General features: G+C 52.7%; 11 protein-coding genes. All 11 read right to left on the reverse strand.

Annotated features, from left to right (window positions below; all coding sequences use genetic code 11):
* Nucleotides 1-15 precede the first annotated feature (15 nt).
* Nucleotides 16-753, reverse strand: a complete 738-nt coding sequence (locus tag LIZ87_RS05885) for a cell division protein FtsQ/DivIB (RefSeq protein ID WP_227145790.1) — start codon at nucleotides 751-753, stop codon at nucleotides 16-18.
* 214 nt (nucleotides 754-967) lie between these two features.
* A complete protein-coding gene (murA, locus tag LIZ87_RS05890) occupies nucleotides 968-2,287 on the reverse strand; it encodes a UDP-N-acetylglucosamine 1-carboxyvinyltransferase (RefSeq protein ID WP_227145791.1) in 1,320 nt (439 codons plus the stop codon).
* 104 nt (nucleotides 2,288-2,391) lie between these two features.
* A complete protein-coding gene (locus LIZ87_RS05895) occupies nucleotides 2,392-3,555 on the reverse strand; it encodes an FtsW/RodA/SpoVE family cell cycle protein (RefSeq protein ID WP_227145841.1) in 1,164 nt (387 codons plus the stop codon).
* Between the two features lie 112 nt (nucleotides 3,556-3,667).
* Entirely contained in the window at nucleotides 3,668-5,029 is a 1,362-nt protein-coding gene (murD, locus tag LIZ87_RS05900) for a UDP-N-acetylmuramoyl-L-alanine--D-glutamate ligase (RefSeq protein ID WP_178314266.1), read from the reverse strand.
* Nucleotides 5,030-5,061: 32 nt separating this feature from the next.
* Nucleotides 5,062-6,030 carry a phospho-N-acetylmuramoyl-pentapeptide-transferase gene (gene mraY / locus LIZ87_RS05905; RefSeq protein ID WP_178314268.1) on the reverse strand — a complete coding sequence of 323 codons (969 nt, stop codon included), beginning with the start codon at nucleotides 6,028-6,030 and terminating at the stop codon, nucleotides 5,062-5,064.
* Nucleotides 6,031-6,095: 65 nt separating this feature from the next.
* Nucleotides 6,096-7,889, reverse strand: coding sequence for a peptidoglycan D,D-transpeptidase FtsI family protein (locus LIZ87_RS05910; protein ID WP_178314270.1), 1,794 nt, complete (start codon nucleotides 7,887-7,889; stop codon nucleotides 6,096-6,098).
* A gap of 51 nt (nucleotides 7,890-7,940) precedes the next feature.
* Nucleotides 7,941-10,262, reverse strand: a complete 2,322-nt coding sequence (locus tag LIZ87_RS05915; RefSeq protein WP_178314272.1) for a penicillin-binding transpeptidase domain-containing protein — start codon at nucleotides 10,260-10,262, stop codon at nucleotides 7,941-7,943.
* Nucleotides 10,240-10,755, reverse strand: coding sequence for a cell division protein FtsL (locus tag LIZ87_RS05920; protein WP_178314274.1), 516 nt, complete (start codon nucleotides 10,753-10,755; stop codon nucleotides 10,240-10,242). Before LIZ87_RS05920 ends, LIZ87_RS05915 begins: the two co-directional genes overlap by 23 nt.
* A 64-nt stretch (nucleotides 10,756-10,819) precedes the next feature.
* A complete protein-coding gene (rsmH, locus tag LIZ87_RS05925; RefSeq protein WP_178314283.1) occupies nucleotides 10,820-11,767 on the reverse strand; it encodes a 16S rRNA (cytosine(1402)-N(4))-methyltransferase RsmH in 948 nt (315 codons plus the stop codon).
* Nucleotides 11,767-12,192, reverse strand: a complete 426-nt coding sequence (gene mraZ / locus LIZ87_RS05930) for a division/cell wall cluster transcriptional repressor MraZ (RefSeq protein ID WP_178314276.1) — start codon at nucleotides 12,190-12,192, stop codon at nucleotides 11,767-11,769. Before mraZ ends, rsmH begins: the two co-directional genes overlap by 1 nt.
* Before the next feature lie 348 nt (nucleotides 12,193-12,540).
* On the reverse strand, nucleotides 12,541-13,407 hold the full coding sequence (gene lgt, locus LIZ87_RS05935) for a prolipoprotein diacylglyceryl transferase (protein WP_178314285.1): 867 nt from the start codon (nucleotides 13,405-13,407) through the stop codon (nucleotides 12,541-12,543).
* Nucleotides 13,408-13,538 lie beyond the last annotated feature (131 nt).

Raw genomic sequence — 13,538 nt, forward strand, 5'->3', positions numbered from 1 at the left:
CCGCGGTGCGACGTGTCATTTCTTTTTAAATGTGATACCCGCCCGGCTGTTATTCTCCGTATAGTTTTCAAGCTTTAAGGTGCCGCTTATCTCTGCCAGCTGAGGCTGGTCTGTCAGAATGTCATTCAGGGTGGAGATCTTGCCGTCGATGTCCGCATTGTCACCCATGGTGACCTCCATTTTGTTGATGAACAGGGTGGCTTGTCCTTTGGAATCATACTGGATCCTGTCTACGGGGATATCATAGACCGAAAGCTGCTGGGTCAGGTTCATGATCTCCCCGAATATCCGGTCATCTCCCACCGGAAGGGGCCGGTAGAGCACGATCTGTCCAAACTCCAGTCCTGTGATCCAGGGCACGCCGTCAAGTTTGCTGCCGGAACTCTCCACAATGATGCCGTCCCTGTCAAAATACATGTAGCTGCTCATATAGGAGACATAACCCACAATATCCTTTTCATAGATAATGACCTCCACATGGAACGGGCTGTGAAAAATGACCTTGTAATCCTCCACAAAGGGGATCTGCTTATGTGGACGGAACCTGTTTTTAAAATAGGCAATGCCCGCATTCTTCCCCCATTTTCCCGCAAACAGTAGCTCCTCTATCTGGGCATCTGTGTACCGCTCGCTCCCGGTCACCGTCACATCCTGTATGTGCACGGACAGCACAAGGATAGCCGCAAGCAGCAGCGCTGCCACGGCAATCCCGGCTCCCATATGATGGTTTCTCCAAAATCTCCTCAACCTCATGTACCTCACTTTGGAATGTAACTGCTCAGCCTGCGGCTGTGTAGTTACGGAATCCGGCTCATTTTAAGTTCACCTACGGTGAAGGAGCCGGATTCTTCTCGCCCACAACTCATTCTTACGGTCTTTGCAGTAAATGCAAAGACCTACACTGAACTGTTACTTTGGAATCGCTGCGTCCGCCGTCCGGCCGCGATGGCCCTCCTGCAGGCAGCAGCTATGAATCTTCCCCCATCCACTTTATCCTTGCACCCAGGGCCGACAGATCCCTGCATATGTCCTCATAGCCCCGCCTGATATGACGGCACTCTCCGATGACCGTCTCCCCCTCTGCCGCCAGAGCAGCCACTGCCAGGGCGGCTCCTCCTCTCAGATCCGAGGCCGCCACCTGGGCTCCCCTTAAGGGACGGGTTCCCTGAATAGTAGCCCTCTGGCCCTCTATGGTGATCCTTGCACCCATCTGCCTTAGAGCCCCTGCTGTGGCAAATCTGCCCTCAAACACCTTCTCCTCAATATGGCTTACGCCCTGGCCTGCGGCCAGAAACGCCATAAAGGGCGACTGGAGATCTGTTGGAAATGCCGGATAAGGGCCCGTCTTCAGATCCAGGGCCCAGGGAGCCTTCCCCATTGTCACCTCAATGGTTCTGCCCTCTTCCTCCCTGCGCACCCTTGCTCCCGCCCGCTCCAGCATGGTGAGGGGGATCCGAAGCTGTGAGGGCCGGACGCCCTTTAGGACAATGTGGCCTCTCGCCGCAGCTACGGCTGCCCCGTAGGTTCCTGCCACGATCCGGTCTCCCTCCACCTGAAAGCTGCTGTCATGAAGGGAGTCTACGCCCTGGACCATCAGATGCTCTGTTCCCATACCGCAGATAACAGCTCCCATATTGTTGAGGAAGCGGCAAAGCTGGTCGATCTCCGGCTCCATGGCCGCTCCGTGGATGACCGTTACCTCCTTTGCCAGCACAGAGGCCAGAATGGCCTGCTCCGTAGCTCCCACGCTGGGGTACGACAGATGGATCTCCGCCCCCCGAAGGCCGCCTGCCTCCGCCGCCCTGGCCTCCAGCCAGCCGTCCTCCTCCTTCACACAGGCTCCCAGGCTTTTTAACACCTCCAGATGAAGGTCAATGGGCCTGGCCCCGATGAGACAGCCTCCCGGATAGCCGCTGCTGGCCTCTCCCATCCGTCCCAGCAAAGCCCCCAGCACCACAATGGAACAGCGCATGGCTGCCACATACTCCTTCGGGACGCGGGTGCTTTTTATCTGTCTGGCATCGATCACCAGGCAGTCCCCTTTATGACAGCAGCGGCAGCCCAGCCATTCCAGGATGTCCACCATACATGCTACATCCTGGATCACGGGAACATTGGTAAGCACGGTCACTCCCTTGTGGAGCAATGCAGCAGCCATCATGGGAAGGACAGCATTTTTAGAACCTTGTATGGAAATCTCCCCCTCCAGGGGAGTAGGGCCGAAAACCTGGATCCGGCAAAACGCGTCACTGGCACATTTTGCTGGACACTTCGCAATAACAGACAATGGGGCACCTCCTGGTATCTATGCTCTGAGCAGAAAACTATCTACTTTAAGCATATGCAGGTGAAGGCGCCCCTGTGCATGCAGGACCGGCCCCGGGACAGAGCCTATTTTTCCAGCCGAATCCTGTTGGACACGCTCAAAACGATCCCCATCTCCATAAGAAGGAACAGAACCGACGTACCGCCATAGCTGATAAACGGAAGGGTGATACCGGTATTTGGGATCGTGTTGGTGACAACTGCGATATTCAATATCACCTGGATCGCAATATGTCCCATCACTCCCACCACCAGCAGGGCACCGAAGAGATCCGGCGCATTGTTGGCAATGATCATAAACCGGTAGATCATAAACAGGAAGATCAGAATAATGGACACTGCCCCGAAGAGTCCCAGCTCTTCACAGATAATAGCAAAGATCATATCATTCTGTGACTCCGGCAAAAAGCCCAGCTTCTGGATGCTTCCTCCTAAGCCCTGGCCCACCAGCCCCCCGGAGCCAATGGCATAGAGGCCCTGGAGCACCTGAAAGCCCTTGTCTGTGGGATCGGACTCCGGATTCAGCCAGGCCTCGATCCTGCGGTACTGATAGGGCTGAAGAAGCTTTATCTGCACCAGCGCCCTTCCTATGGGGCCTGCTCCTGCCAGAACTCCCAGCCCCAGAAAGCCGATTCCGAAGAAAGGCCATTTGATCTTGCAGGCCACAAACAGCATCACAAAAGCAATGCCGCATACGATGATCCCTGAGCTTAAGTTGTTCATACCCACCAGTGCGGCGATGGGCAATGTCAAAAACACGATGGAAAGCGCTGACTTTAACTCATTGATCTTATTTCCCAAAACTGTGATGATCGCTGCCAGCATGACGATCAGGGCGATCTTCACAAACTCGGTCGGCTGGAAGCTTACAGGTCCCACGCCCAGCCAGCGCTTCTTGCCGTTTACCTCACGTCCCACGATGCTTACGGCAATCATCAGTATGTAGGACAGGATATAGGCAGATGCCGCAAATTTTGCAAACAAATGATAGTCGATCTTTGAGATGACAAGCATCATCACAAAGCCGGCAGCTGCAATACCCGCCTGGCGCTGCATGAAATACGCGCCGTTTCCCTTGTATAAGGGATTTAACTGAGCCGTATAGGAGCTGGCGCTGTATATCATCACCAGCCCAAAGGCTGTGAGGAAAATGATGCAGAACAGAAGGCTGTAGTCATAAAAATGCTTTACCTTCTTTTTTTTCTTTGCCACTGGCTGCTGCTCTCTCATATCCCTCACTGCCGGCCTTCCCTGCTGTACGCTCTGGGGCCTGACGGCCATCTGCTGGCCCTGGACTCTCCTGTCTGCGGGCGGCCTGTTTCCTGCCATACGCATTTACCTCCTACAGCGCCATGACGCACTCCTTAAATATGCGTCCGCGCTCTTCATAATCCCGGAACATTCCCCAGCTTGCACAGGCAGGGCTCAAAAGCACATAGTCGCCGATATCCGCATAGACAGCGCATACCTGGACAGCCTCGCTCATATCCTCTGCATACATGATCTCCGTAAAGCCATGCTCCTTTGCGCACGCCGCGATCTTATCCCTGGTCTGTCCAATGAGCACCAGGTATTTCACCTTGCCCTCAAACTCCTTTACCCACTCATCGTAGCTGCTCTCCTTGTCATAGCCTCCTGCAATGAGGATCGTAGGCCCAGGCATCGCCCTTAAAGCCTGGATCGCTGCGTCGGGATTGGTTCCCTTTGAATCATTGTAGTAGCGGACGCCTGTGCGCTCCCTCACAAACTCGATCCTGTGCTCCACCGGCTGAAAGTTCTTTATCACCTCTGTGATCTTTGACATGGGCACTCCCATAGAAAGGCCGATGGCAGCGGCAGCCATTACATTTTCGTAATTGTGCCTGCCTAAAAGCTGCATCTCATGGACATTGACCACCACTGTCTCCCTGCCCTTCTGGCAGTATACGATGTCATCTCCCGCCATGCAGAAGCCGTCTGCAAGCTTTGTGCGGCTGGAAAACCAGATAACCTCCGGCCGAAGCTCCGGATCCTCCCCAAATTCCCGCAGCACAGGATCATCGTAATTCAGCACCACCTTGTCCTCCTCTGTCTGGTTTAAGGTGATGCCCTCCTTGATCTGGATATAATTTTCCATGGTCCCATGGCGGTTTAGGTGATCCGGCGTGATGTTTAAGATCGCACTGATATTCGGATGGAAATCCATAATGGTCTCCAGCTGGAAGCTGCTGATCTCAGCCACGGTCACGGACTCCTCCGTCATCTCCATGGCCTTTGACGTATAGGGCTCTCCGATATTGCCCACCACAAAGGTCTCCTCATAGTGGGACCGCAGGATCTCTCCTGTAAGGGCTGTGGTGGTCGTCTTGCCATTGGTCCCTGTGATGGCAGCCAGCTTTCCCAAGCTGCATTGGTAGGCCAGCTCGATCTCTCCTAAGATGGGGATCTTCGCATCATCCACCACTGCCACAAAGGGGCTGGTGAGCGGAATGCCTGGGCTTATGATGCAAAGCTCCACCCCCAAAAGGTCTGAGCGCTTCATCTCTCCCAATACGACACTCACCCTTTTTTTGTCCTCACCGAAGTTTTCCTTTATGTCCTCTTCCTTTAACGCTTCATTGCCGTCATAGAGGATCACCTCTCCTCCCCGCTCCAGAATGAGCCTGGCCGCCGCAATGCCGCTTTTACCAGTTCCTGCAACTAACACTCTTTGACTCTGGTCCATTCTCCAATAACCTCCTTCCCGTTTGTCTCATGTTAAAGCCCCAGATAGGCTACCATACAGAGTATTGCCGTCACAATGGCAAATACTGCCACCACTCTTGTCTCTGACCATCCGCAGAGCTCAAAATGATGGTGGATGGGAGCCATCTTGAAAATGCGTTTTCCCCCGGTCTTCTTAAAATATGTGACCTGTATGATAACCGACAGGACCTCCACCAAATAGATAAGGCCAATGATCGGAATGAACAGAGGAAGCCGCATCATGTACGCGGAAGCCGCCACAAAGCCTCCCAGGGCCAATGAGCCTGTATCTCCCATAAATACCTTTGCAGGGTACACATTAAACAGGAGGAATCCCAAAAGACTTCCCACCACAGCACCTGTGATAGGGCTGATCCCCATATCTTCCCCGATGGCTACAATGGTGAGGAAGGTCGCCACCAGGATCGTAACGCTGGTGCACAGCCCATCCAGACCGTCTGTAAAATTCACGCCGTTATCCGTTCCCAGGACAATGAAGAACAGGGCCGGTATGAACAGGATACCCAGGGACAGGAAACGTCCGTCATCAAAGCCTCCCGTAAAGGGGATCAGCATATCGGTGCCGACCTCCCCGCTGTTCATCAGATACCAGGCAAAAATGCCGGTGATCACAAACTGGCCGATCAGCTTCTGCTTTGGGTTCAGCCCCTCCGAGCGTTTCATCACGATCTTGATGTAGTCATCCAGAAAACCGATGATCCCAAAGCCCACGGTCACGAACAGGACAGGGATGATCTTCGGATAACTGGGTATATAAAAGATCGATGTAATGATAATGCTGCACAGGATGATCAGACCGCCCATGGTCGGCGTGCCCTGCTTTTTCAAATGGCTCTGGGGACCATCATCCCTGACCTGCTGGCCGAACTTCAGCTTGTGCAGAAAGGGGATAATGATCGGGCACAGCAGAGCGCTGATGGCAAAGGCAATAATAACTGCTAATATGGTTTCATGAATCATAGGTCACCTCAATCTCATATGTATGTCTCATTTGGTAATTAGTATACGTCTTTTTCCCCGAATAATCAACCAGCATTCTCCGGGCTGCCGTCAGTTTCTTCCTTCTCTGCCTCGATTCCCAGATAAGGAAGAATATTCTTAAACAGATCTCCCACCACCGGAGCAGCGATGGTTCCGCCGTAATAGATCCCCTCCGGCTCATCGATGGTGATGAGCGCCATCACCCTTGGATCATCTGCAGGCGCAAAGCCCAAAAAGGAAGAAATATATTTTTTCAGGCTTCTGGGAAGCTTCTCCGAAGTGGCAGTCTTTCCTCCGATGCGAAAGCCCTCCACTGCCGCCTTTTTCCCGCTCCCCTCGGCCACCACCTGCTCCAGCACATAGCGCATGGTAGCGCTTGTTTCTTCTGATAATATCCGGTCCCCTAAGGGATAATCCAGACGGTGTACGGCAGTACCCTCCCTATTCTTCACCTCCACGCCGAAATGAGGCGTTACCCGTCTTCCGCCGTTTACAATGGAGGCGGCTGTTGTGATAAGCTGTATGGGCGTGATCTGGAAAGACTGGCCAAAGGAGACCGTGGCAAGCTCCACCAGCCCCATATTTTCCTTTTTGTGCATAATGGTGGCTGCCTCGCCGGGGAGGTCGATCCCCGTTTTCCCCTTTAACCCGAACTGGGTGAAATATTTGTAATAGCCCTCCACTCCCAGGCGCTGTCCCACATCGATAAACACAGGATTACAGGAATTCATCGCCCCCTGAAGAAAGGTCTCCGCTCCATGGCCTCCCACCTTATGGCAGCGGATTTTCCGGTCCTCCACCACCCGGAAGCCGGGACAGCTGAAGCGGTCTGTCAGGGATACCACACCGGCCTCCAATCCCGCTGCCGCCGTGATGATCTTAAAGGTGGAACCTGGCTCATATGTATCATTAATGCAGGTATTTCTCCACATCTGGTTCAAAAGCTCCTGCTTTTTTGCTCCTGTTGCCCCCTCATTCTCTGCTGCCAGGTCCCTGAGGCTCTGGCTTTTCAGGTTCTGGTTTAGGGTGAAGGGATCATTTAAGTTAAATTCCGGCACATTGACCATTGCCATGATCTCCCCGTTCTGCGGATCCATGACAATGATGGAAACTCTTTTTGCATTTTTCTTTTCCAGGACCTGGTAGGCCAGCTGCTCTGCGTACTTCTGGATATTCACATCGAGGCTCACATAGAGATCCCAGCCAGGGACCGGCTCGATCCTGTCCTCGGCAGCATTTGCAAGCTCAACGCCCTTTGCGTCAGACATGGTGAGAATGGTGCCGCTCATGCCTTTCAGATATTTCTCGTACTTTACCTCCAGCCCAATGATGCCCTGGTTGTCTCCTCCTGTAAAGCCCAGGACCTTTGAGGCCAGGCTGTCGTAAGGGTAATAGCGCTTATAGTCCTCATCCACCTTAACTCCGGGAAGGCGCAGGGAGCGTATCCTGTCTCCCGTCTCCTTATCCACATTTGTCTTGATGATCTCTCTGGAGCTTCGCTTCTCCACCCGTTTTCTGACAAGAGCCTCATCCATGGAGAGCTCCCCGCACAGAACGCGGATCACCTCCTCCCTGTCCGTTACCTGGTTGTAGATAACAGAAATGGTGCAGACGGTCCGGTTGTCCGCGATCACCACACCATTTGCGTCAATGATCCTGCCCCTGGCAGCCTTTATGGTGCGCTCCCTCTGGTGAAGGTCCTCCGCCATGGCGCTGTAATGGGCGGAGCGAAAGATCATGAGAAAGCCAAGCCGCCCTGAAAGGCTGATCATCACAAGGGCGATGAGCAGCCACAGGACGGCTATATTTTTTCTGTGCTTTGTTAAATTCCCATTCATACGGCTCTCCGCGTCCATCATTGATACTAATATATGGACGGGAGGAACTGATTATTCCCCTTCTCCCTTTGTGGACTCCGGGGGCGCTTCTGTCTCTGTCTCTGTCTCACTTTCCGCGGGCACAGGGAGCCTGTAATCTCCTTCCCCGGCCGCTGCCGGGACTGCGTCCGGAAGGCCGCTCTCATAGGAGGCTCCCTCCTCACCGCCCTCTATGTACTCATCTGTCGCATAGGGGCGCTTTGTCTCTGCAGGTGTCTCCTCCGGCTGTTCTCCGTTTTCTCCTTCTGTCTCTCCGTGGATCCCTTCCTCTGCCGGAAGACTGCCCTCCAGCTCCTCATCATCCGGATAATCCTGGGCCGGAAATACATTTAAATAAGGAAGAGCCTCTGTCATGATCTTTGAGAAAATGGCGCTGGCATAGGAGCTGTGCGCCTGCTCCGGGCCTGGCGGAAAGCCTGGAGTGTCGATCACCACATATACAAAGAGCTGCGGATCCTCCACCGGGGCAAAGCCTGCAAAGGATACCAGATAGTTTTTCGCAGAACGCGGCTGCTTCTCCGCTGTTCCCGTCTTGCCTCCTACATGGTAGCCCGCTACGGCTGCCGCCTTTCCGGTACCTTCGTCTACGGTCTTGAACATGGCCTCCTTTAAAAATTCAGAGGTTGACTGGGAAACGGTCTCGCGCACCAGCACAGGATCCTTTTTCTCCACCACGGACCCCTGCTCATTTAAGATCTGCCTTACCACATGGGGCTCATAGTAGGAGCCGCCGTTTATGACCGAGCACAGCGCCGCCGCCATCTGCACCATGGTGCAGTTAAAGTTCTGTCCAAAGGCATTGGTGGCCAGATCCGTAGGCCCCATATTCTCTGCCTTGTAGACCAGGCTGGCTGCATCTGCCTCGCCGGGCAGGTCAATGCCTGTTTTATCTCCAAATCCGAAAATGGCCTGGTATTTTGTGAACCTGTCCCTGCCTATCATGGCGCCGATGCGCATCATTGCCACATTGCAGGACTGCATCAGAGATTCCTCCAGGCTTAAGGAGCCATGGCCTCCCTTCAGATAGGCCGTGCATTTGATATCGTAATCTCCCACATGAAGGTAGCCGGGACAGTCAAAATATTCATTGCCCTTTAATACTCCTTCCTCTAAGCCTGCAGCCACTGTCAGGATCTTGGAGGGGGAGCCTGGCTCGTAGCTGTCACTGACGCAGAAGTTCCTCCATATCTGGTTCCAGGCCACCTGCTGGCCATAGGAGAGAACTTCTTCCCTGGAGAAATGGTCCAGTACCTCCTCCTCCGAAATGGTCTCCCCATCATGTTCCCTGCGGTATACGGCAGCGGCCTCTTTACGTCCCAGAGTCATCAGCTCCTCCTCCGTATAGCCGCTCACATCCCTGGGATTGTTTAAATCGAATTTATTGCTGGTGGCCATAGCCAGGATCTCCCCGTTGTTGGGATCCATGGCAATAACGGCTGTCACCTTGCTGCCAACGGTGTTCTGCCACTCATCCACATATTTCTGGGCAATGTTCTGGATATTGACATCAATGGTGGAGACAATGGTCTTTCCGTTTGTGGCAGGCTTTACCACACCCTCTAAGTTGGCCTCATCATCCAGATAGCCATATTCACGGCCATTTACGCCGATCAGGCTGCTGTTGTAATACTGCTCAATGCCGCCTGTACCTGCCGAGCCGTCGCTGCTGGTAAAGCCGATCACATTGCAGGCAAGGGAATTGTAGGGGTAGATGCGCTTATACTCATCCTCAAACCAGATACCCTTTATGCGTTTTTTGGCCTCCTCATCGTTCTCGCTCTTGCGGTAGGCGTCATTTGTCTGCTTTACATACTCCTCAAAAGCCACTCTCTGGTCATAGGTCAGCTGGCGTCCGGGAAGATAGCGCAGGTAAGCGCTCTTCGGGCGGTCCAGGATCATGCTGCGGATCTCATCCCCATTAAAGCCAAAGCAGGTCACAAGGGCCTGGACGGTCGGCTCCAGGTAATATCGGGCCAGCTCCTCGTTTGGTATGATCTGGCTGGGGTCGATGATCAGATTGTACACCTTCTCGCTGGTGGCCAGATAAGTGCCGTTCCTGTCCACGATGTCACCGCGCCTGTAGGGTATCACGCGGCTGTCATATTGCTGCTGGCGCTGGGACAGGACGATCTTATTGTATCTCTCATTGTTGTCACGGACGATCCGGTAGAGCACCATGATCAAAGCAAATAAAGCCAGCGTAATCACCAGAACGGTGATTGCCAGCTTTTCCTGCATGTATCTTGTAAAAATCTTTTTTCCTTTATGCGCTCTCCGGCCGCCTCCCTCTCCGCCGCCGAAGGCATTCGGGCTAGTATTCCGGGATGTCTTCATACTGTCTTACATACTCGCTTTCCGTCTTGTCATATAAGAGCACCTGGTTCTTCCTCGCGTAGACCATTCCCAGCTCCTTGGTAGCGATCTCATATATCTTATTTAAATCAATGCTGGTGTTTATGCTTGTCTCCAGGGCATCATTTTCCGCCCTCATTTTCTCAAGCTTTGCTTCCATCACCTCGATATTGTGCATCCTGGCCGTAATGGAGGACTGCACATGGAGATATTGGATACAGAGGTATAAGGTACAGATCGATGCGATCGTGAGCAGGATGACATATGGAAGATCCATATACATCGCCCGTTCTTGGTTGCGGCGTATCCGGTTGCTTGTCCGGACGGACTGGCCCTTTGCCGGCCTATGCTTCTCAGGCATGCTCTGCGGCTCCAGCTTTGGAGCGGCAGTACCCTGTACATATGCGCTGCCGTAGGTATCCCGCCTGTTTCTTCCGGCGGTTGTTCCCGGCGCTTTCTGCCTTCTTGCAGCCATGACCTTATTCCTCCCTTCTTTCCATATTCTGATCGCGGAGGCCAGAGCCTGCTTTCAAACAGTTCTACTCTTCTCCCCGTTCAAATACGCGCAGCTTTGCGCTTTTAGAACGGCTGTTTTCCTCCAGTTCCTCTTTTGTCGGCAAGATAGGCTTTCTTGTGATCACTCTTCCCTTGCTCGCTCTGCCGCAGACACAGACCGGGAAATCCGGCGGACAGATACAGGGGGATTCGTTGATGCGGAATCGCGTCTTAACGATCCTGTCCTCCAGGGAATGGAAGGTGATGATGGAAAGGCGCCCTCCCGGCTTTAACAGATCGATCATAGTGTCAATGGAAGCCTCCAGCACAGCCAGCTCTCTGTTCAGTTCAATACGTATCGCCTGGAAGGTGCGTTTGGCCGGATGGCCTCCCGTAGCCCTTACCTTTGCAGGTATGGCACCCTTTATGATCTCTGCCAGCTCCCCGGTGGTCTCAATGGGGTGCTCCTCTCTTGCCTTCACAATGTGCTTTGCAATGTTCTTTGCAAAGCGGTCTTCTCCGTAATCGCGTATAATGCGGTACAGCTCCATCTCATCGTAGCTGTTGACAATGTCTGCCGCTGTCCTCTCCTCCCTCTGATCCATACGCATATCAAGAGGGGCGTCTTCTCTATAGGTAAATCCTCTGGCGGCCGTATCCAGCTGATAGGAGGAAACCCCCAGGTCCAGATAAATGCCGTCTACTTTTTCAATGTGTAAATCCTCAAGTACCCGTTTGATGTTCTCGTAGTTGCTTCTGACAATGGTGACCTTGTCCTCCACGGTCCTAAGCCTCTTTGCTGCCGCTGCAATGGCGTCTGCATCCTGGTCAATGCCGATGAGCCTGCCGCTTCCCAGGCGCTTTGCCACCTCGCTGGCATGTCCTCCGCCTCCCAGGGTTCCATCCACATAACAGCCTCCGGGCTTGATATTCAGGCTGCCCACTGTCTCATATAGCAGTACGGACTTATGTACAAATCCATGTTCCTCCATCAAATTCCCAAGCCTTCCATGTGTTCTGCGATCTCTTCCATATCATCAAAGGTGTTGGCTTCCATCCACTTATCCTTGCTCCAGATTTCAATGCGGCTGCCCACACCTACCAGTACAGCATCCTTCTCGATCCCTGCAAATTCCCTTAAAACTGCAGGAAGAAGGATTCTTCCCTGCTTGTCAACTTCACAGGTGGTAGCTCCTGCTAAGAGGAAACGTGAAAACTTACGTCCGGCGGTGTTCGTTAAAGGCAGGGTGCGGAGCTTTTCTTCAAGGGCGGCCCATTCGGAATTTTCATACACAAAAAGGCAGTTATCGAGTCCCTTCGTCACAACGAACTCATCACCTAACTGCTCTCTGAATTTGGAAGGAACAATAAGACGTCCCTTCGCGTCCACTGTATGATTGTATTCACCCATGAACATAGCTATCACCTGCTGTACATCATCGAGGCAACGTGGAATACAATGGGGGATATCCGAATCTCCCCCACTTCATCCACTTAACAACCATCTTCTACCACTTTGCACCACTTTCTACCACTTGTATGTCTATCATAGTACAGAAAATGGGAAATGACAAGGATTTTTTAAGAAATTCTTTAAAAATGCTGACAAAAAAATAAGGCAGCCGCGCACATTTTCGCGGCTGCCCCTAAATATGGGACGTGCCTTTTTTGAGACACAAAATATGGTTTTTCTACTGTTTAAGGGCTTTTTTGCCCCTCTGGCGGGGGGATTTCCCCACTTTTGGGAGTCTGCCCTTTGAACTGCTTACTGTTTTTTCAGCTTGCGGCGGCGGTACAGGATCACTCCTGCCGATACCCCCACCAGCACAGCCGAAAGGAGCTGTGACACGGCAAAGGTTGTCCCCGGCAGCTTCAGCTGATCCGTCCTCAGGCTCTCGATCCACACCCGTCCCAGGCCGTAGCCCAGGAAATAGATCCAGAGCATTTCCCCATCAAACTTCTTGCGCTTTCTGTACCACAGCATAAAGCAGAGCACACAGAGGTTCCACAGGGATTCGTAGAGGAAGGTGGGATGGACCTGGATGTAGGCGACCCCATTCTCCACGATCTGCTTATTGATCAGCTCCCGGGAGATCATCCCTGGATTCACAATGCTCATTTTGATACGCATGGCCAGCAGGTTGTCCGTAAAGCCGCCAAAGGCCTCGCAGTTAAAGAAATTCCCCCACCTGCCGATGATCTGCCCTGTGATCAGCCCCAGCACACAGCTGTCCGCCATGGAGAAAAAGGACTTCTTCCTGATCCTTGTAAATATGATCAGCGTCAGCACAGCGGCGATCACACCGCCGTAGATCGCCAGCCCGCCTGCCCGCAGGTTGAATATCTGAAGAAGATCATCCTTATAGTTTGCCCAGTCAAAGATCACATAGTATGCCCTGGCTCCCATAATGGAAAAAATAATGGCATACAGCGCAAAATCCAGGTACATATCCGGATCCTGCCCCCTCCTTCTGGCATCGGAAAAAGCCACCGCCATCCCCGCCAGCATACCGATCCCTATGATGATCCCGTAAAACGCAATCCGAAAGCCGAATACGGAAATACTGTTTCTCAAATGCTCTATGGTAATGCCTAAATTGATAAAGCTTAAATCTGCGCCTGCTGTCTCCATCAATGTCTGCGCTCCCTTTCTCTATACTGTAAGAGTATCTTATACATTTTAAACCTTACACTTATAAAAAGCAAGGGAAATACCTCTTTTATTTCCTGCCTTTTTATGCTATGATAATAAGGCTGTATAAT

The sequence above is a fragment of the Lacrimispora sp. 210928-DFI.3.58 genome (assembly GCF_020554865.1).
GTDB lineage: Bacteria > Bacillota > Clostridia > Lachnospirales > Lachnospiraceae > Enterocloster.